This window comes from Rheinheimera salexigens (assembly GCF_001752395.1).
Taxonomy (GTDB): domain Bacteria; phylum Pseudomonadota; class Gammaproteobacteria; order Enterobacterales; family Alteromonadaceae; genus Alishewanella; species Alishewanella salexigens.
This window is the reverse complement of the sequence record NZ_MKEK01000001.1, coordinates 3,140,390-3,159,530: the sequence shown is the minus strand read 5'-3', so window position 1 is coordinate 3,159,530 and position 19,141 is coordinate 3,140,390. Positions and strand designations below refer to the sequence as shown.

At 42.4% G+C, this 19,141-nt stretch carries 20 protein-coding genes; 6 read left to right on the top strand and 14 right to left on the bottom strand.

Translation table 11 applies throughout. From position 1 onward, the window contains the following. Nucleotides 1–6 precede the first annotated feature (6 nt). From BI198_RS14565 to leuS, 14 genes are all read right to left on the bottom strand, one after another. Nucleotides 7–372, bottom strand: coding sequence for a PilZ domain-containing protein (locus tag BI198_RS14565; protein WP_070050204.1), 366 nt, complete (start codon nt 370–372; stop codon nt 7–9). A 74-nt stretch (nt 373–446) separates the two neighbouring features. Continuing rightward, complete coding sequence (lipA, locus tag BI198_RS14560) at nt 447–1,427, bottom strand: lipoyl synthase (RefSeq protein ID WP_070050203.1); 981 nt, start codon at nt 1,425–1,427, stop codon at nt 447–449. Further along, a complete protein-coding gene (gene lipB, locus BI198_RS14555) occupies nt 1,420–2,091 on the bottom strand; it encodes a lipoyl(octanoyl) transferase LipB (RefSeq protein WP_235605354.1) in 672 nt (223 codons plus the stop codon). Before lipB ends, lipA begins: the two co-directional genes overlap by 8 nt. 81 nt (nt 2,092–2,172) lie before the next feature. After that, nucleotides 2,173–2,454: a DUF493 family protein YbeD gene (gene ybeD, locus BI198_RS14550; protein WP_070050201.1), complete on the bottom strand. Its 282-nt coding sequence runs from the start codon at nt 2,452–2,454 to the stop codon at nt 2,173–2,175. A 137-nt stretch (nt 2,455–2,591) separates the two neighbouring features. After that, complete coding sequence (locus BI198_RS14545) at nt 2,592–3,752, bottom strand: serine hydrolase (RefSeq protein ID WP_083256639.1); 1,161 nt, start codon at nt 3,750–3,752, stop codon at nt 2,592–2,594. Nucleotides 3,753–3,794: 42 nt separating this feature from the next. Next, on the bottom strand, nt 3,795–4,601 hold the full coding sequence (locus tag BI198_RS14540; protein WP_201243519.1) for a septal ring lytic transglycosylase RlpA family protein: 807 nt from the start codon (nt 4,599–4,601) through the stop codon (nt 3,795–3,797). A gap of 11 nt (nt 4,602–4,612) precedes the next feature. Next, nucleotides 4,613–5,731 carry a rod shape-determining protein RodA gene (gene rodA, locus BI198_RS14535; protein WP_070050199.1) on the bottom strand — a complete coding sequence of 373 codons (1,119 nt, stop codon included), beginning with the start codon at nt 5,729–5,731 and terminating at the stop codon, nt 4,613–4,615. Continuing rightward, entirely contained in the window at nt 5,724–7,592 is a 1,869-nt protein-coding gene (mrdA, locus tag BI198_RS14530; protein WP_201243517.1) for a penicillin-binding protein 2, read from the bottom strand. The genes rodA and mrdA overlap by 8 nt, the downstream gene beginning before the upstream one ends. A gap of 2 nt (nt 7,593–7,594) precedes the next feature. Continuing rightward, nucleotides 7,595–8,065: a 23S rRNA (pseudouridine(1915)-N(3))-methyltransferase RlmH gene (rlmH, locus tag BI198_RS14525; RefSeq protein WP_070050198.1), complete on the bottom strand. Its 471-nt coding sequence runs from the start codon at nt 8,063–8,065 to the stop codon at nt 7,595–7,597. Nucleotides 8,066–8,071: 6 nt separating this feature from the next. Further along, nucleotides 8,072–8,392 (bottom strand): ribosome silencing factor, encoded by a 321-nt coding sequence (gene rsfS, locus BI198_RS14520; RefSeq protein WP_070050197.1) that lies wholly within the window; start codon nt 8,390–8,392, stop codon nt 8,072–8,074. An 80-nt stretch (nt 8,393–8,472) separates the two neighbouring features. After that, nucleotides 8,473–9,114: a nicotinate-nucleotide adenylyltransferase gene (gene nadD, locus BI198_RS14515; protein WP_070050196.1), complete on the bottom strand. Its 642-nt coding sequence runs from the start codon at nt 9,112–9,114 to the stop codon at nt 8,473–8,475. Further along, the gene (gene holA, locus BI198_RS14510; RefSeq protein ID WP_070050195.1) at nt 9,107–10,144 is read right to left on the bottom strand and encodes a DNA polymerase III subunit delta; all 1,038 of its coding nucleotides are present in this window, start codon (nt 10,142–10,144) and stop codon (nt 9,107–9,109) included. The genes nadD and holA overlap by 8 nt, the downstream gene beginning before the upstream one ends. Next, complete coding sequence (locus BI198_RS14505) at nt 10,144–10,623, bottom strand: LPS-assembly lipoprotein LptE (protein ID WP_070050194.1); 480 nt, start codon at nt 10,621–10,623, stop codon at nt 10,144–10,146. Before BI198_RS14505 ends, holA begins: the two co-directional genes overlap by 1 nt. 1 nt (nt 10,624) lies before the next feature. Beyond that, a complete protein-coding gene (gene leuS, locus BI198_RS14500; protein ID WP_070050193.1) occupies nt 10,625–13,237 on the bottom strand; it encodes a leucine--tRNA ligase in 2,613 nt (870 codons plus the stop codon). A 352-nt stretch (nt 13,238–13,589) separates the two neighbouring features. On the opposite strand from leuS, the gene BI198_RS14495 reads away from it, so the two are divergent. The 6 genes from BI198_RS14495 (at nt 13,590) to BI198_RS14470 (ending at nt 19,125) form a co-directional block, all read left to right on the top strand. After that, the gene (locus tag BI198_RS14495) at nt 13,590–13,904 is read left to right on the top strand and encodes a hypothetical protein (protein WP_070050192.1); all 315 of its coding nucleotides are present in this window, start codon (nt 13,590–13,592) and stop codon (nt 13,902–13,904) included. Between the two features lie 148 nt (nt 13,905–14,052). Next, nucleotides 14,053–14,607: a zinc ribbon-containing protein gene (locus tag BI198_RS14490; RefSeq protein ID WP_070050191.1), complete on the top strand. Its 555-nt coding sequence runs from the start codon at nt 14,053–14,055 to the stop codon at nt 14,605–14,607. A gap of 88 nt (nt 14,608–14,695) precedes the next feature. Next, nucleotides 14,696–16,180, top strand: coding sequence for a SulP family inorganic anion transporter (locus tag BI198_RS14485; protein WP_070050190.1), 1,485 nt, complete (start codon nt 14,696–14,698; stop codon nt 16,178–16,180). Between the two features lie 20 nt (nt 16,181–16,200). After that, nucleotides 16,201–17,055: a universal stress protein gene (locus tag BI198_RS14480; RefSeq protein WP_070050189.1), complete on the top strand. Its 855-nt coding sequence runs from the start codon at nt 16,201–16,203 to the stop codon at nt 17,053–17,055. A 173-nt stretch (nt 17,056–17,228) separates the two neighbouring features. Beyond that, nucleotides 17,229–18,641, top strand: a complete 1,413-nt coding sequence (gene nhaD / locus BI198_RS14475; RefSeq protein ID WP_070050941.1) for a sodium:proton antiporter NhaD — start codon at nt 17,229–17,231, stop codon at nt 18,639–18,641. Nucleotides 18,642–18,774: 133 nt separating this feature from the next. Continuing rightward, nucleotides 18,775–19,125: a putative quinol monooxygenase gene (locus BI198_RS14470; RefSeq protein WP_070050938.1), complete on the top strand. Its 351-nt coding sequence runs from the start codon at nt 18,775–18,777 to the stop codon at nt 19,123–19,125. The last annotated feature ends 16 nt before the right edge of the window (nt 19,126–19,141 follow it).

Here is a 19,141-nt window from a genome sequence, read left to right as displayed (position 1 = left end):
TGTATATCAGCTAACTTGTTGCTCAATTAATTGTTGTAATTCAAGATCAAGTAAATCAGCATCGCCTAAATTTAATTGTAATAGTCGGCGAAAGTGGCTGGCACTATCAATATCAATAGCCTCACAATGTAAACCTAAGACTTGATCGGTCTGGTGGGCAACGCTAACTTGCATAGTTAGCTCGATAGGGTAGTCGTTTAAGACAATTCGTAACTGCATTTTATGCGGAAACGCCACAGGCCAGTCGGTTGGCTTTTTAACTAAAGCTCCTTTTAAAGACAGATTAAGTACTTCAGTGGCGCAACTGTAACTTGCCATATCAAGATGCGCGATACCATGGAAGCTGACTCTACTAAACTTGCGTTTCTTCATAGTGCTACCTAGTTTTATCGTTATAAGCATAGCGCTTTATTGCTAAAGCGCAGCATCTTGTTCTGACTAGCAGATTATGGCGTACTGTAACTAATAATTTCTTCACCCGCGGCTTGGCGATCTGCATGATAGCTAGAGCGCACAAATGGACCACTCGCGACATGTTTAAAGCCTAACTCATAAGCAATTCGCTTTATTTCGTCAAACTCTGCAGGTGGCATATAACGCTTAACCGGTAAGTGGTGTTTACTGGGTTGTAGATATTGGCCAATGGTTAACATATCTACATCATGTTGACGTAAGTCTTTTAAAACTTCGATTAGCTCTTCAGTAGTTTCACCTAAACCGACCATTAATCCAGATTTAGTGGCAATACCTGGATGGGCGGCTTTAAAACGCTGTAATAACTGTAATGACCATTTATAGTCAGCTCCCGGCCGTGCTAATTTATACAAGCGTGGAGCGGTTTCTAAATTGTGATTAAATACATCTGGCGGCGTATCCACTAAAATTTCTAGCGCCGCGTCCATTCTGCCACGAAAATCAGGTACTAAAACTTCAATTTTAATCTCTGGATTATATTTACGAATAGCAGCGATACATTCGGCAAAGTGTTTAGCACCGCCATCGCGTAAGTCATCACGGTCTACTGAAGTAATGACTACATATTTAAGCGCCATATCACGAATGGTTAAGGCTAATTTTTCCGGTTCTTCAGCACTTGGCGGTAATGGACGACCATGAGCGACATCACAAAATGGGCAACGTCGAGTACAAATAGCGCCTAAAATCATAAAGGTGGCAGTACCGTGATTAAAGCATTCGGTTAAATTAGGGCAGGCGGCTTCTTCACACACTGAATGTAACCCATGCTTGCGCATCGCGCCTTTAATTTGATCTATACGCTCTGAGCTTTTGGGTAATTTAATTTTTAGCCATGCTGGTTTGCGCAGCATTTCTTCTGGCTCAGTAGGCAATACCTTGACTGGGATCAAGGCCATTTTAGCGGCGTCACGTAATTTAACGCCTGGTTCCATACGTGCTGTTTTAGTCATTTTGCCAATTCAACCCTGTTGTGTGGTGCAGCTTAGTTACCTGCAGTTGTTGCTCGAAACACTGCACTATTCGTTGTTTAGCTTCTGCAACGGTTTGTGGGCCGTTTAAATCTTTGCATTGTACCATTTGCATCCCAGCGTAACCGCAAGGATTAATGCGCGTAAATGGCGTTAAATCCATATTAACGTTTAGTGCTAAACCATGAAAGGTGCAACCTTTGCGGACGCGTAACCCTAAAGAGGCTACTTTTGCTTCATCAACGTAAACGCCAGGAGCATCAGATTTTGCATAAGCATTAATATTATAGCTTTGCAGTAGGCTTACTAATACTTGCTCTATCAGCGTGACCAGATGTCTTACACCAAGTTTACGTCGCTTTAGATCTAATAATACATAGACGACCAATTGCCCCGGGCCATGATAAGTAACCTGACCGCCTCTATCGACTTTGACTACCGGGATATCGCCTGTAAACAACAGATGTTCTGCTTTTCCGGCTTGGCCTTGGGTGAATATTGGTTGATGCTCTAATAGCCAAAGTTGGTCTAAGGTTGCGGCATCACGTTGATCAGTAAAATCCTGCATGGCATGCCATACATTGGTATAGCATTCTATGCCTAGATCTCTAATGATTAACTGATTACAGATGCTATCGCTATGCACAAGGTTTACCCGTTCGTTGAAAACTGGCAGCATTATACCGTGTTATGGCCTGAATACGAACAGCAGTAAACCGACTGTGATCTATAAAACGTAACGAACTAACTCAATTTTGCCAAGTTCGGTATACAGTAATTCGATATGATCTTTACTGGTAACGGTGACATTAACTGCAACTGAGTGGTAATTGCCTTTAGCGCTAGGCTTAACGGTTGGGCTATAATCACCGGCTTCAGTATGCTGACGGATTACTGTCATCACTAAATCAACTAAACGCTCATCTGCTAAGCCTAATACTTTAAAACTAAAGTTGCAGGGAAAATCTAAATATTGATCAAATTTGGTGTCTTTAACTATTTTACTCATTTTACAATCTCTGTGCTTTAAAATGGATTAACTTTAACCCTTTACAGCCTAATTATAACAAAGAACCCGGCTAAAGCCGGGATTCATATTTATCACGTTATGCCGTGATAATAACGGAAGCGGTTTTCTCAGATTAATTAAAACTGCATTTTAATATAATCAACCATGCGGCTGAAGAAACCACCCTTAGCAACATCTTCTAGTGCCACTAACGGATAGGTTGCAACATCTTCATTGTTCAGCTTTAAAAATACGGTGCCAACTTGCTCGCCTTTAGTAATGGGGGCCAATAGTTGCTGATTCAAGGTGAAATCTGCTTTAAGATTTTTGCGTTGACCACGCGGAATAGTCAGCTGTACTGGGTTTAAAATGCCCAATTGGATGTTTTCTTTATCGCCTTGCCAAATACGCTGCTCTGCAAACACTTCCCCGGCAGGATAAGCGGTAATAGTTTCGAAAAAGCGAAAGCCATATGTTAATAATTTTTTATTTTCAGTTTGCCGAGCACGCTCATTAGAGGTGCCCATAACCACTGATACTAAACGCATACCATCACGAGTAGCTGATGTAATTAAACTAAAACCTGCTTCATTAGTATGGCCGGTTTTAATGCCATCTACTTCTAAGCTACGATCCCACAATAAAGAATTACGGTTATATTGCTTAATATTATTATAAGTAAATTCTTTTTCGGCATAGATAGCATATTCTTCAGGCACATCTCTCACCAGAGCAGCGGCCAAAATAGCCATATCGCGAGGCGTAGTATAATGCTCGGCAGTCGGTAAACCATGGCTATTGCCAAAATGACTATTATGCATACCTAAGCGCTGGGCATGAGCATTCATTAAATCGACAAAAGCTTGTTCGCTACCTGCGATATGTTCGGCCATAGCCACACAAGCATCATTACCTGATTGAATAATAATACCGCGGTTTAAATCAGCAACGGACACTTGAGTGCCCACTTCAATAAACATTAATGACGAACCAGGAAAGTTTTTGGCCCAAGCCTTTTCACTGATGGTGACCATGTCGTCGTTTTTGATATTACCTTTTTTTAGCTCAACACCGATAACATAACTAGTCATCATTTTGGTTAAGCTGGCAGGTGCTAAAGAGGCATCTGCATTAGATTCGGCCAACACTTTTTGGGTATCAAAATCAATTAAAATATGGCCTTTTGCTGCCACTTCAGGCGCTTGCGGGATCATTACTTGGGCTAATGCCGGCAAACTAATGCTGATACTTGCCATAGATATGGCGGCGACAGTAAAAAGATGACTATAACTATTCATAATACCTGTTCTTTTAATAATAAGTGAATGTAGTACGCATGGTTAACTACACCAGTGGCTATCAAAATAATAGGCACTGGGGTAATCATTGCGGCGCAAGTGTTGCAGCCATTGCTGAGCTTGTTGCTTATTTGTTGTTGGACCAACCAATAACCGATAAATTCCTTCCGCAGGACGAATTTCGCTGGGGAGCTGTTGTTGTTTAAGTTGATGCTGTAATTGGTTTAATTTTTTACTGTCAGCACTTGCAAATACTTGAATAAAACACTGTTCAGGTGTTTGCGCAGCAGCAAGCATGGCTGGCGATTGTAATAACTGCAACTGAACTCTTGCTGTACCTTGCTTTAGCATATCAAGTTTATGGGCTGCAGAATATGATAAGTCTATTATTCTATCACGATGGAAAGGGCCACGATCGTTAACGCGGACTATGGCTGATTTCATATTATCTAAGTTAGTCACCTTAACATAAGAAGGCAAAGGTAGTGTTTTATGCGCGGCGGTCATAGCAAACATATTATAGGTTTCGCCATTAGAGGTTAAATGGCCATGAAATTTATTGCCATACCAAGAAGCCATTCCCACTTCGTCATGATCTAACACTTGTACCAAAGGCGTATAATGTTGACCAAATAATTGATACGGTTTATTACCGCCGCGGCTAAGCTGCTCAGTTTGCGGCGTAGGGTCGGTCATTTCTAAATAGGTGGGTAGGCGCTCAGGTATACTATCAGTTTGCTGCTGATAACGACCGGCATTAGGTTCGGCTGGCTTTGGCGCTATAGGCTGAGGCTTACTGCTACAGGCAACAATAGACACGAGCATTGCTAAGCTAAAAATTATTTTCATTCTGTTAATCATTATAGAGTTGCCAACATTCGTTTATGTGTACTCACTGACATAATTACACCAAAAGCTGCCATCAAGGTCACCATAGAGGTGCCACCGTAACTGACAAGGGGCAAGGGCACACCTACTACAGGTAAAAGCCCTGATACCATGCCTATATTAACAAAAACATAGACAAAAAACGTTAAAGTAAAGCTACCGGCGACTAATTTTCCGTAGCTGTCTTGAGCTCGACTAGAAATAATCATGCAACGACTAATAATAAACAGATAAATGCTTAATAAAATAAGCACACCGGTTAAACCAAATTCTTCACTAAGTACGGCAAAAATAAAGTCGGTATGACGCTCAGGTAAAAACTCCAACTGAGATTGGGTACCCTGCAACCAGCCTTTACCCTCTAAGCCACCCGAACCAATGGCAATTTTAGATTGAATAATATGATAGCCAGAACCAAGTGGATCGCTTTCTGGATTTAAAAAAGTTAGTACCCGTTGGCGTTGATAATCACGCATTAAAAACAACCATAATACGGGTGCAAAGGCTGCTATAGCCGTTGAGACAACTGCGATAAGCCGCCAGCTCATACCTGCAAGAAAAAGTACAAAAACACCCGCAGTAGCAATTAAAATAGAGGTGCCTAAGTCCGGTTGTTTAGCGATTAATAACGTCGGGATTAAGCACATTAAAAAACCACCGGCTAAATGACGTAACTTAGAGGGTAAACTATGCGATGAAATAAACCACGCTACTGCCATAGGCACTGCTAGCTTCATTAACTCTGAGGGTTGAAACTTCATAAAACCTAAATTTAACCAGCGTTGAGCGCCTTTACCTACATGGCCAAACAATAATACGGCTATCAGTAAGCATAAACCGAATAAAAATACTGGAAATGACCAGCGCATCAAGGTTTGCGGTTTTATTTGGGCAAATACCAACATGGTAATCAAGGCGATTGCTAACCGGATAATTTGGCCTTCAACCATGTCAATATTTTGGCCAGAGGCACTATAAAGCACCACTAAGCCAAAGCCCATTAAGGCCAATAAACCCAATAATAACGGTAAATCTAAATGGAATCGGCTTAATAAGTTTGCTGGTGGTGCATGGCTAAAGTGTTTATTCATTTTGATTCACGCCAGCCGAAAAATAATAATCTAATAATTGCCGTGCTATGGGCGCAGCGATACTGCCACCACCGCCAGCATTTTCTAAAGCCACCACGACGACAATTGTCGGTTTATCGTAAGGTGCGTAGCCAATATGCATGGCATTGTCACGATGTCTTTCGTCAATAGCTTCGGCATCATACTTTTCATCTTGAGCAATATTAACCACTTGGGCAGTACCCGTTTTACCGGCAGCTTGATATTCGGCACCAATAAAAGCTCTATGCGCAGTGCCCCCTAAGGTACTGACGGTTTTATGCATAGTGTCCATTACCGTCTCCCAGTTTTTACTATTAACCACATCAATGGCGGGTACTAATGCAGGGGAGTTTGGTGTACTGCTATCGTCAGTAGTAAAAGCGGTAACCAAATGTGGTGTTGCTAACATGCCTTTATTTATTAGCACAGATGTTGCCAATGTTAGCTGCAACGGAGTCGTGGTCCAATAGCTTTGGCCAATGCTAAGCGGTACGGTATCACCGGGATACCAAGGTTGGTTATACCGTGCTCGTTTCCAGCCTCTAGAGGGCATGTTGGCACTGCTTTCTTCTAAAATATCAATACCGGTTTTCTCGCCAAAGCCCATTTTGCGCATATATTCAGAAATGCGATCTATGCCTAGCTTGACGCCAAGATCGTAAAAATAAGTATCACAACTTTTAATAACAGCCGTATATAAGTCTACCCAACCATGCCCCCAGCGTAAGTGATCGCGAAACTTATGGTCACTGTTAGGTAAATTATAAAAACCGGGATCCCAAATTTTTGTACTGGTGTTAATGGTATTGGTTTCTAAGCCGAGTAAGGCTAAATGCGGTTTAATAGTAGACGCAGGTGGATACACCCCCTGAGTAACCCGATTAATTAGTGGTCGGTCACGGGAATTTAGTAGCTGATTATAATTGGTGTTACTGATACCGCGCACAAACAAGTTAGGATCGTAACTTGGGTTACTATAAAACGCCATGACCGCGCCATCGCGCGGGTCAAGCGCAACAATAGCACCGCGATGTTGTTTTAATACTTGCTGCGCCGTTAATTGTAAACCAACATCTAAACCGAGTTGAATGTTTTGTCCTGACACTGCAGGAACGGAGCGTAAGACACGAATGGTGCGACCGCGATTATTGACCTCAACTTCTTGATAACCCATAGTGCCATGCAGTTGTTGTTGATAAAAACGCTCTAGGCCTATTTTACCAATATCGCGAGAGGCCGCATAATTGGCTAATTCACCCGATGCATCTAATTGCTGTAATTCTCGGCGATTAATCTTACCTATATAGCCAATTGCATGGGTAAATAAGTCCGCAAAAGGATAGTAACGGCTTAAACGTGCTTCTACCGATACACCGTTAAAACGGTGCTGGTTCGCGGCTAAAATCGCCACTTCATCATCATTTAATAATTCTTTTAAAGCGATACTATTAAATCGGCGCTGTTGTTTTACTTGTTGTAAAAAATTTTGTTGTTGCTCGTCACTAATGACGATAAGTGTGGCTAGTTCAGCTAAGGTATTCGTCATATCGCTGATTTGCTCAGGCACCAGTTCTAATGAAAATACTGGCCGGTTTTCGGCTAATAAAATACCGCTGCGATCATAAATAAGGCCCCGGTTTGGTGCCAAGGGCACCACTTTAATTCGGTTACCTTCAGAGCGGGTTTGATAATCTTGATAGGACACAATTTGCAGTTGATATTGATTATAAATAACGACGAAAAACAATAGGAATACTATAACAATAGCAACAACAGCCCGCTGATTAAATAAGCGGGCTTCGGCAGCGAGATCTTTTATAGCGACGCGCTTTTTTAACATCTTTACTCGCGATGATAAGGGTGGTTAGTACTAATGCTCCAAGCGCGATATAAGCTTTCCGCTAACACAACGCGAACCATGGGATGCGGCAGGGTTAACGCCGATAGAGACCATTTTTCTTCACTGGCTGCAATACAGTTGGGTGATAAACCCTCAGGGCCACCCACTAGTAAACAGATATCTCTACCGTCATGTTGCCATTCAACCAATTTTGCCGCTAACTGCGGGCTGCTCCAATTGTGCCCAGTTACTTCTAGGGTCACTATTTTGCAGCCTTTACCAACAGCAGCGAGCATTTTTTCGCCTTCTTGCTCAAGGATACGTTTAATATCGGCATTTTTACCGCGTTTACCAGCTGCAATTTCAATGAGCTCCAGTGGCATATCACGGGTAAAACGTCGGGCGTATTCTTCATAGCCTTGCTGAACCCAAGCGGGCATTTTACTGCCAACGGCGATAATGGTTAACTTCATGCGGTATTAGGCATCCCAAAGTTTTTCTAATTGATAATGCTGACGCATTTCGTCAATCATGACATGGAGTACAACGCTGCCCATATCTAGCAGAACCCAATCCCCTGAAGCCTGACCTTCCATGCCTAAAGCTTGCACATCAACTTTTTTCATTTCATTGGCAATATAAGTAGCTATAGACTTAGTATGGCGGGTAGAAGTTCCCGAACACACTACCATATAGTCAGTGACCGTCGATTTATCTCTAACATCTACTGTTATGATATCGCGACCTTTCATATCGTCGGCTTTATCGATAATAAAACTCAATAGTTCGCTGGATTGCACCCTAATTCCTCATTTAATGTTTAAGCAGGTATTTTAACATAAAAAGCCTAAGCAATACTTTATACCTGTGCTAATCGTTTTTAGTTTAAGCCTTGATAGAGCTGGTGTTGCCGAATGTAACCGAGTACATCCGTGGTTAACCATTTTTGTACCGGTTGTTGTTGCTGTAACGCCATGCGTAACTCGGTAGCCGAAATTGGGATCATATCGTTTGCACTAAGCCAGATACTACCATTTTGTTGTTGTTGAAATTGGGCTAAAGACTGACAGCGATATTGGGCTAAAAGCTTAGCAGCATCGCCTTGTTCAACAGTATAACCAGGACGGCGGCAGACAATTAAATTGGCATGATTAAGAATAGTTTGCCATTGATGCCAACTACAAAACCGCGTTAGCGAGTCCATACCAATAATTAAATTCAGGGTAGCTGATGGATGCTGCTGGCGTAATAGTCTAATTGTCTCAGCGGTGTAAGACAGCGTGGTACGTTTTAGCTCAATATTCTCTACGCCTAACTCAGGGTAGGGGGCAGTGGCTAACTTAACCATATTCAATCTATGCTCTGCGCTGACACCAGGGCTTTGTCGATGTGGTGGTAAATGGCACGGCATCAGATCAACCCGGTTTAAATGGCACTCTTTAGCCACCGCGCGGGCAATGCCAATGTGACCAATGTGGATAGGATCAAAAGTACCACCGAGCAAATTAATCTGCTTAGTCATATTGTGCCTGTTGTAAGCTAAAGTTTTTTGCCACCGGTGTAATAAACAACAGCACTAAGTGGCTTAAGGCAATTTCGGTATTATTAAGCTGGCCGCTTTTATATAACCGATCGAACGCTGCTAATTCAAGCAACAAAAAATCTAACCACTTAGCGGGCAAGCGGGCTAAGGCTTGTTGATATTGCGGTTGCCGCTTAGGCCAAATAGCCAGTTGCTTAAAGGTTTGCGCTAAAGGTTGTTGGCTTTGCTGCAGCTGTTGTAATTGCAGCACTTCTTTTTGCAATTGCCAAGCAATAATAACCGGCTCAATATCTTGCTGATGTAAGCGCTGTAAACGATGTAGGGCTTCGTCGGCTTGGCCTGCAAGCATGGCATCCACTAATTGAAACACCGTAAAATGCGAATGGTCAGCCAAAAATTGCTCTAATACTGCGGCGTCTATGGTTTGCTTAATACCGCTAAGTGCCAGCTTTTCTAATTCTTGTCTGGCCGCGAGTAAGTTACTGGCACAATGGTGTTGTAATAAGGCTATGGCATCAGGTGTTAGCTGTAGTTGCAGTTGTCGTGCACGCTGATTTAGCCATTGCTGGCTTTGTTTATCATCTAGCTGATAAATGCCGACTTGTACGGCGTGAGTTTGCAGTTGCTTAAACCACACTAGCTTACTGACATCATTTAGGCCACGTTCACCATGGATTAGCAACACGATATCAGGGTTTAATAAATCGGGCAGCCGCTTTAGGCTGTCATTGGCAGCAGGGCTTAATTTTTGCTGCGCGAGTTCTAACTCAATTAAGCGCCGCTCAGAAAATAGCGACATGGCTTGCAGTTCTGCTTCCAGCTGTTGCCAATCAAATTGCGCATCGGCCACTAAACTGATGCGCTCTGAAAAGCCTTGCGCTTTAGCCGCTAACCGTAGCGCATCAATTGCTTCTAACTTTTGTAAGGGTTCTTCACCAAAAATCAAATAACAGCCGGCTAAAGGCTGTTGTAAATGAGTTGCCAGTTGATTGGCATACAGCTTTTGCATTAATGCAGCCGCGATAATTGACGAAGTATGCGATTAGCGGCTTGTTCACGTAGCTCGCCTAGCATCAAATCCAGCTCTTTAGCTTTAGCCAGCGCCTGATTAGGGTCGTCTTGATAGTCGCGGAATAATTCAAACTGATAAAATTGCGGTTCAGCATCTGGCATCGTTAACGCATACCGCACTTTATAGATCAGTTCATATTCTGCTACTTGGCCGTTTGGAAATAACGATAAGGTTCGCCGTTCTAATGAGTCGCTTACCAGCTGCAGCATAGGTGCAGTTTGTTGCATGCTATCCAACAACTGCACTTTATTATGCTGTAACTTAGCACTGACTAATTGAGCTAATTCTGAGTGGCGATCACTTTGAATATACATAGCTGGAAAATGGCTTAGCGGTAGGTTACCCCGTAAATGAAAGCCACAACTGGTGAGCAGTAAACTGCTCGCCAGTATCAGTAAGCCTAACGCGCGGGCCATATTAGCCAACCACCAAGTTAAGTAACTTTCCTGGTACATATATCACTTTACGAATAGTCACACCTTCTAAGTGGCGACCCACATTGTCATCTGCTTTAGCGCTATTTAGCACACTTTCTTGATCGGCACTGGCAGCAACTGTTACTTTACCGCGCACTTTACCGTTCACTTGCACCACTACCAGCTTTTCATCTTCAACTAAGGCGTTAGTATCGACTACTGGCCATTGGCTTTGCTCAATATGTTGTTTTTGGCCAAGTTGCTGCCATAAATATTGCGCTACGTGCGGGATCATAGGGTTTAACATTTGTAATGTGGCTAATAAGGCTTCTTGCATAACAGCACGGTCTAGCTCGGTGACTAAACTGGCTTTTTGTAGCTTATTAGATAATTCCATCACTGCCGCAATAGCAGTATTAAAGGTATAACGCCGACCAATATCATCGGATACTTTAGTAATGGTTTTATGTAGCTCGCGGCGTAATATTTTTTGCTCAGAGTTAAGTGCGGTTAAATTAAGTTCAGCCACCTTACCGGCTTTAACAAAATTAGCGACTAGGGCATAAACGCGCTTAATAAAGCGATGTGAACCTTCAACCGCAGAGTCAGACCATTCTAACGTTTGCTCTGGTGGTGCGGTAAACATCATAAATAAGCGTACGGTATCAGCACCGTACTGATCGATTACTTTTTGCGGGTCAATACCGTTATTTTTCGACTTTGACATCTTGCTCATGCCAGAAGACATAACCGGTTGGCCATCGCTGGTTAAAATTGATGATGTTATACGGCCTTTTTCATCGCGTTGTACCGTAACATCTTGCGGTGAAATCCATTGTTTACCACCATTGTCTGTTTCACGATAAAAAGTTTCAGCTAACACCATACCTTGGCATAACAGGTGTTTAAACGGTTCATCAGAGTTGACTAAGCCAACATCACGCAACAACTTATGGAAGAAACGGGCATATAATAAGTGCAATATAGCGTGTTCTATACCACCAATATATTGATCAACCGGTAACCAGTAGTTAGCTTTGGCTGGGTCTAGCATGGCCTTATCACTATCTGGGCTACAGTAACGGGCGTAGTACCAGCTTGATTCCATAAAGGTATCAAAGGTGTCTGTTTCGTGAAACGCTTCCATGCCGTTATAGCTAGTTCTGGCCCATTCAGGATCAGATTTTATCGGCGAGGTAACGCCATCCATTACCACATCTTCCGGCAACAGCACCGGCAGTTGATCTTCTGGCACTGGCACTTGACTACCATCAGCTAGGTTTAGCATGGGGATAGGCGTACCCCAATAACGCTGGCGTGAAACGCCCCAGTCACGTAGACGGTAATTTACTTTTACTTCGCCACGGTTATCAGCTTTTAACTTAGCCGCAATAGCGGTGAAGGCATGCTCGAAATCTAAACCATTAAATTCTGCCGAATTAATTAAGATGCCTTTGTCGGTAAAAGCTTCAGTGCTGATATCGCTAAGTTGATGACCATTCTCAGGGCTATCTTGAACAGCATCAGCAGCTGTGATTACTTGTTTAATGGGTAAATTATATTTGTTAGCAAACTCATAATCGCGCTGATCATGTGCCGGTACAGACATCACTGCACCAGAGCCATAATCCATTAATACAAAGTTAGCTACCCATACCGGCACTTGCTCACCGGTTAATGGATGCACGGCAAATATACCCGTAGCACAACCTTTTTTGTCTAAGGTTGCCAACTCTGCTTCGGCCAATTTACCGCCTTTACAGTCGGCAATAAATGCCGCTAATTCAGCATTGTTTTTTGCTGCGGCTAAGGCTAAAGGGTGTTGTGCCGCTACGGCAACATAGGTAACGCCATACAGGGTGTCAGGGCGGGTGGTGTAAACCGAAAGTTGCTCACTACTATTGGCAATATCAAAAATGATATCAACGCCTTCAGAGCGACCAATCCAGTTTTTTTGCATGGTTTTAACTTGCTCTGGCCAACCGTCTAGTTGGTCTAGGTCGGCTAATAGTTGTTCAGCATAATCGGTGATCTTGATAAACCATTGGGCTAATTCACGTTGCTCAACTAAAGCCCCTGAGCGCCAACCGCGACCATCAATCACTTGCTCGTTAGCTAATACGCACTGATCAACCGGATCCCAGTTTACGGTGGCCATTTTTTTATAGACTAAGCCTTTTTCATATAGCTTAGTAAAAAACCATTGTTCCCACTTGTAATACTCTGGTTTACAGGTGGCAAATTCGCGATCCCAATCATAACCAAAACCTAAGCGTTTTAGCTGGGTACGCATATAGTCAATGTTTTCGTAGGTCCACTTTGCTGGCGCAGTATTATTATTAATAGCGGCATTTTCTGCGGGTAAACCAAAGGCATCCCAACCCATAGGCTGCATAACATTTTTGCCTTGCATGCGCTGAAAACGACTCACCACATCACCAATGGTGTAGTTGCGCACATGGCCCATATGCAAGCGACCGCTGGGATAAGGGAACATAGACAGACAGTAAAATTTTTCTTTGGTCTCGTCCTCTGTCACTTTAAAAGCTTGGGTTTGTTCCCACTCTTGCTGCAGAGCGATTTCAATCTGCTGCGGGTTGTATTGTTCTTGCATTAAGGTCTTCCAAAAAATGGGGTTAATACAGCTGCTGTTATTGCAGCAAAAAGTACCTATAGCATACCGCAGCAACGTATTGACAACAAGAACGGCATGGTTTTAAGGCTAACTAATGTGCGGGCGTAGATTAATTAAATATTGGCTTAGGGTTAGATATTATAATTGGCTTAAAAATATCGATAAGCTGCTATTTATCATCAAAATATCCTTGCTGCGTAATCGCTAGTACTTGCTTCTTATTTAGCGAAGGCTTACTGTCTTGAATAGAGTGAAATTAGCCATTTTAATTAAAGTGTAATTAACAAAAATCTAGCGTAATACACTTATCTAGTCACAAGGATGCAGGAATATGGTAGGCAAAACGGCTTTTAAATTCGGCTTGGTTGGCATTGCTTGCTTTATGTTGGGGCTGGTTGTTGCAATCATGTACCAGCAATATGATTATTATAAATGGCAAATGAAAGTTAAAATTCATGAGTCAATACATGTTTTAGAGCAATTAAAACAAGTAGATAGTTATGACGCTGCTTTACTTAGAATTAAACGTAATGTTGCCTGCGAAGTAGAAAATTACCAATTAAGAAACCAAGAGGCAGGTTTTGCTGTTGACCAAGATTTTATTAATTCAACGATGGAGCAAATTAAACTTAGTTGCGACCAGTAACCTACTAGCTAAGGTTTAAAAGCAGTTGATATAGCTGCTTTTTTTTATTCAAGAACTATACTGATTGTAGATGCCTTTTCTATGTAATTTTTCGAAGCAATTATCGCTAAGTAATTATCTTTAAACAACAATGTCTAAGGAATAGTGAATGCAAAGTCTAAAACAAAAGTATCAGCAATGGTTAACTGATTTTACTGCTACCTTACAACAGGCTGAAGAGCAGCAGCTTGAAAATATGATTGATGTTATTGAGCAATTAAAAGCTTATTTAAAAGCGGGTCGTGATTTAAGTGCATACGAAACCCAGTTGTTTGTCGAAACCTTAAAGCGGCAGTGGCAAGAGAATGATCAAATTGATCACCAGTCAGAAACTCCTTTAATTGAAAATACACCCGCTGCAAGCGCAGCAACTAGCAGTATACCATCTACCAGCAATGCAGAAACAAGCACTGCACCGTCATTATGGCCTGAAGCCTTATGGCAAGAGCTCAGCTCAATTACCGATAAAAGCCAGGTGGAATGGCAAGAGTTAGCCCAAGACTTTAAACATAACGGTGTTTATTATCAGGGTGAAATTGTCGGAATGGCCCGTTATCGCTGCAGTAAGTGCTTACAGCATATTGATTATACTCACCCAGCAGAGCTATTAGCCTGCAGTCAATGCGGTGGGGTGCAGTTTCATCGTGAAGGTTTGCCGGTTTAGATTGTCTTGACATACCTGTATTGGCAGTGGCGATTTGCACGGTAATTTGCTAGAATTCGCGGTCATTTTGCCAGCTTAAGTACCTAATATGCTCAATTATTTAAAACAACATTGGTTTTCAAATATACGTGGTGATGTGCTTGCCGCTTTAGTGGTCGCCTTAGCTCTGATCCCTGAAGCCATTGCTTTTTCAATTATTGCCGGTGTTGACCCGAAAGTCGGTTTATATGCGTCGTTTTGTATTGCAGTTATAACCGCTTTTGCTGGTGGCCGTCCTGCGATGATCTCTGCTGCTACTGGCGCTATGGCGTTAGTAATGGTGACCTTAGTTCGCGAGCATGGTTTGCAATATTTACTGGCAGCAACTTTATTAACCGGTGTGCTACAAGTTGTTTTTGGTATTTTTAAGCTGGGCGATTTAATGCGCTTTGTGTCGCGCTCAGTGGTAACGGGCTTTGTAAATGCCTTAGCAATCTTAATTTTTATGGCGCAAATGCCTGAGTTAATTGGTCAACATGGCAGCAACATGGTCTATGGTATGACGGCGCTAGGCTTGATGATTATCTATTTATTTCCGTATATAACCAAAAAAATACCCTCACCGTTAATCTGCATCGTGGTATTAACCTCGTTAGCTTTGTATTTTGGCATCGATATTCGCACTGTAGCAGATATGGGTGAATTGCCGGATACCTTACCTATTTTCCTCTGGCCAGATGTGCCGCTGAATTTTGAGACATTAACCATTATCTTCCCTTACGCCTTAGCGTTATCGGTGGTAGGTATTCTAGAGTCGTTAATGACCGCCACTATTATTGATGATTTAACTGACACCAGCAGTAATAAGAATCGTGAATGTGTCGGCCAAGGTGTGGCGAATATTGGTTCAGGTTTAATTGGTGGTATGGCTGGTTGTGCCATGATTGGTCAATCGGTTATTAACGTAAAATCGGGTGGCCGTACTCGGTTATCAACGTTATTAGCCGGTATTATATTATTAATAATGGTGGTATTTCTGGATGCTTGGGTCGGCATGATCCCAATGGCTGCATTAGTCGCTATTATGATAATGGTGTCTATTGGTACCTTTAGTTGGTCGTCGATAAAAGATATTAGAACGAATCCAGCCAGCTCGAGTATTGTAATGATTGCGACAGTATTAGTTACCGTGTTTACCCATAATTTGGCGTATGGTGTTTTTGTTGGCGTGTTGTTAAGTGCTTTATTTTTTGCGAGCAAAGTGGGTCGCATTTTATATATCAGCTCTAAGTTATCAAACCAAAACAAACAGCGTGATTATAAAGTGGTTGGCCAAGTGTTCTTTACCTCAGCAGAGCAATTTGTTGCTGGCTTCGATTTTAAAGAAGCGATAGAAAAAGTGACCATAGATTTAAGCCAAGCGCATTTTTGGGATATCACCGCGATAAGTTCATTAGATAAAGTGGTGATTAAATTTCGGCGCGAAGGCACAGTAGTGGAGTTAGTCGGATTAAATGAAGCCAGTGCCACTTTAGTGGATAAATTTGCAGTCCATAATCAACCGGACGATATGGCGAAATTAATTAATCATTAAATGGTATGCAGGAGCAAGTTATGACAAAAAGAATTATGGCATGTATCGACGCTTCACCTTATGCCGAAGCAATATGTGATTATGCAGTATGGGCGGCTAAAAAATTACAGGCGGCAATGTCAGTTATTCATGTCTTAGATAAAGCCCAGCATACCCATACGCCAGATTTAAGTGGCAGTATTGGTTTAGGCTCGCAAGAGTTATTGTTACAGCAATTGGCTGAGTTAGATGAAAAACATGGCAAATTAGCCATGGAGCGTGGTCGACATATTTTAGAGGCGGCAACTGCACGTGCTCAGCAAGCGGGCGTGACTGATGTTGATCAGCGCTTGCGACATGGTCAATTAGTAGAAACCCTAGTGGCAATGCAAGACGAAAGCCGATTAGTTGTAATGGGTAAGCGGGGTTTTAGTAGTGCTGAAGAGCATGGCCATATTGGCTTACATGTTGAACGGGTGATCCGCAGTGTTAGCACGCCGATTTTATTGACCCAGCAAGCTTACATTGAACCAAAACGGATTATGTTAGCTTTTGATGGTAGTGCCACAGCAGAAAAATGTTTAGCCACGTTAGCCAATAGCCCTTTTGCCCAAGGTTTACCGGTACATATTGTGATGGCGGGAGATGAAAACGAGGCTAACCGTAACCTGTTAGCCGCGGCCACGTTACAGTTGCAACAAGCCGGTTTTAAAACTAAAAGCGCAATTATTGATGGTGATCCTGAACAAGTTTTAAATGAATATCAGCAACAGCATCTTATAGATATGATGGTAATGGGTGCTTATGGTCATTCACGGATTAGGCAGTTTATTGTCGGCAGCACCACAACCAGCATGATTTGTAATGCTAAATGCTCGTTGCTTATTTTGCGATAAATGATCTGCGATAACAAAATTGTCCATAATTAGAATGTTTATTCTAATTGACCTAATTTACTTAAGTATTCTAACTTAGATGTTTTATAATAGGCGTTCGACTTTGTCGGACGTCTTTTTTTTAACTTAAGGATAACTTTGTGAAACAGTATTGGCTGTACTTGCTGCTGTGTATGGTGTTTTCTCCTGCAGCGTTCGCTGCAACTGGAAGTTTAAATCTAACTACCTCTGTTATTGGTCTGTCATCTTTAGCCGTGTTTTTCTTCGCTTACATGCTGGTTATGGCCGAAGAAAAAATCCACTTACGAAAATCGAAACCGGTGTTAGTTGCCGCAGGTATTATCTGGGTGCTAATTGCCTGGAAGTATATGCAGGCTGGCTTACCTGGAGTTGCTGCAGTAGCCTTTCGCGAAACCTTGTTAGAATTCTCTGAGTTAATGCTTTTTTTGCTGGTAGCCATGACCTACATCAATGCGTTGGAAGAGAGACGGTTATTTGATGCCTTGCGCGCTTGGATGATTCGTAAAGGCTTTAGCTATCGTAGTTTATTTTGGATCAGTGGTGTCTTAGCCTTTGTTATCTCTTCTTTTGCCAACAATATGACCACCGCAATGTTAATGTGCGCTGTGGTGATGAAGGTAGCCGAAGGCGATAAGCGCTTTATTAACCTGACCTGTGTCAATATTGTTATTGCGGCGAATGCCGGCGGCGCTTTTATTCCCTTTGGCGATATTACCACCCTAATGGTCTGGCAAGCAGGTATTGTGACCTTTCACGAATTTTTAAGTTTATTTATCCCGTCGGTGATTAACTACTTGGTGCCGGCTATCATAATGAGCTTCTTTGTCGAGAACCGTTTCCCGGCGGCGCTGCAAGAAGATGTCGAGTTAAAGCGCGGTGCGCTACGAATTTTGACCTTATTCTTATTTACCATCGCCTCTGCCGTAGTGTGTCACTCATGGTTAGGATTACCGCCCGTCTTAGGTATGATGACAGGCTTAGGTTATTTGCAATTTTTTGGTTATTTTCTGCGGGTTACCTTGCCAGGTTCATTGGCTCGCAAGCGGGCGATGGCCGAACGGGTGGGGGATGAAGAGCGCATCCGCTCATTAGGCCATATTGTGCCGTTTGATGTCTTTAGTCGAGTGGCACGTGCCGAGTGGGATACCTTATTGTTTTTCTACGGCGTGGTAATGTGCGTAGGCGGCTTAGGTTATCTTGGTTATCTAGAGTTATTGTCAACAACGTTATATGGTAGCGGTAATGCAACCTTTGCCAACGTCGTTTTGGGATTAATGTCGTCGGTGGTAGATAATATACCGGTGATGTTTGCGGTATTAACAATGGAGCCTGTTATGTCGCATGGTCAGTGGTTACTGATTACCTTAACGGCTGGTGTTGGTGGTAGCTTATTATCCATAGGCTCGGCAGCGGGTGTTGCGTTAATGGGCCAAGCGCGTGGCTATTATACCTTTGTTGGCCATTTAAAGTGGGCACCAGTTATTTTACTAGGTTATGCCGCCAGTGTGGCCACGCACTTATGGCTAAATGCAGATTTATTTCTAATAGTAAGTGGCGGCAAATAAACGGTGCTAAAGCACTGAATATTTAATTCACTAAGTAGTTGATTAAGTATTTGAGTAAGTATTTGATTAAGTAATTTAAAACATAAAATAACCGCCTGTTGATAGCAGGCGGTTATTTAGTATGGAGCATAAAATGTCTAAAAAAGTGTACTGCATTGCCCAATTTCTACCTAAACCTGGCCAAGAAGCGGCGTTATTTCAAGTGTTACAAAGTTTAGAGCCCAATACTGTGCGTGAAGACGGTTGCTTGCAATATCGCGTTACTCGGCAAATAAGCAGCTCATTTGCCACAGGTACTAGCTTTCCAATTGCATTTAATGAAATATGGGCGGATATGGCTAGTTTTGAAGCCCATTGCCAACGTGAAGAAATTAAACAGTTTTTTGCTAAATACTGTGCTGCAGCTGATGGCTTAGTGGCAGATTGGAATGTCTGTATTTATAGTGATGAGCCAGATCATTATGATGCACCAAAATTAGCGTGACCTTTTATAGTTTAGG

What these genes read in the sequence shown, in the direction of transcription:
- BI198_RS14565 (WP_070050204.1), bottom strand. Translation starts at nt 372, where the DNA reads ATGAAGAAACGCAAGTTTAGTAGAGTCAGCTTCCATGGTATCGCGCAT.
- lipA (WP_070050203.1), bottom strand. Translation starts at nt 1,427, where the DNA reads ATGACTAAAACAGCACGTATGGAACCAGGCGTTAAATTACGTGACGCC.
- ybeD (WP_070050201.1), bottom strand. Translation starts at nt 2,454, where the DNA reads ATGAGTAAAATAGTTAAAGACACCAAATTTGATCAATATTTAGATTTT.
- BI198_RS14545 (WP_083256639.1), bottom strand. Translation starts at nt 3,752, where the DNA reads ATGAATAGTTATAGTCATCTTTTTACTGTCGCCGCCATATCTATGGCA.
- BI198_RS14540 (WP_201243519.1), bottom strand. Translation starts at nt 4,601, where the DNA reads ATGAAAATAATTTTTAGCTTAGCAATGCTCGTGTCTATTGTTGCCTGT.
- rodA (WP_070050199.1), bottom strand. Translation starts at nt 5,731, where the DNA reads ATGAATAAACACTTTAGCCATGCACCACCAGCAAACTTATTAAGCCGA.
- mrdA (WP_201243517.1), bottom strand. Translation starts at nt 7,592, where the DNA reads ATGTTAAAAAAGCGCGTCGCTATAAAAGATCTCGCTGCCGAAGCCCGC.
- rlmH (WP_070050198.1), bottom strand. Translation starts at nt 8,065, where the DNA reads ATGAAGTTAACCATTATCGCCGTTGGCAGTAAAATGCCCGCTTGGGTT.
- nadD (WP_070050196.1), bottom strand. Translation starts at nt 9,114, where the DNA reads ATGACTAAGCAGATTAATTTGCTCGGTGGTACTTTTGATCCTATCCAC.
- holA (WP_070050195.1), bottom strand. Translation starts at nt 10,144, where the DNA reads ATGCAAAAGCTGTATGCCAATCAACTGGCAACTCATTTACAACAGCCT.
- BI198_RS14505 (WP_070050194.1), bottom strand. Translation starts at nt 10,623, where the DNA reads ATGGCCCGCGCGTTAGGCTTACTGATACTGGCGAGCAGTTTACTGCTC.
- leuS (WP_070050193.1), bottom strand. Translation starts at nt 13,237, where the DNA reads ATGCAAGAACAATACAACCCGCAGCAGATTGAAATCGCTCTGCAGCAA.
- BI198_RS14495 (WP_070050192.1), top strand. Translation starts at nt 13,590, where the DNA reads ATGGTAGGCAAAACGGCTTTTAAATTCGGCTTGGTTGGCATTGCTTGC.
- BI198_RS14490 (WP_070050191.1), top strand. Translation starts at nt 14,053, where the DNA reads ATGCAAAGTCTAAAACAAAAGTATCAGCAATGGTTAACTGATTTTACT.
- BI198_RS14485 (WP_070050190.1), top strand. Translation starts at nt 14,696, where the DNA reads ATGCTCAATTATTTAAAACAACATTGGTTTTCAAATATACGTGGTGAT.
- BI198_RS14480 (WP_070050189.1), top strand. Translation starts at nt 16,201, where the DNA reads ATGACAAAAAGAATTATGGCATGTATCGACGCTTCACCTTATGCCGAA.
- nhaD (WP_070050941.1), top strand. Translation starts at nt 17,229, where the DNA reads ATGGTGTTTTCTCCTGCAGCGTTCGCTGCAACTGGAAGTTTAAATCTA.
- BI198_RS14470 (WP_070050938.1), top strand. Translation starts at nt 18,775, where the DNA reads ATGTCTAAAAAAGTGTACTGCATTGCCCAATTTCTACCTAAACCTGGC.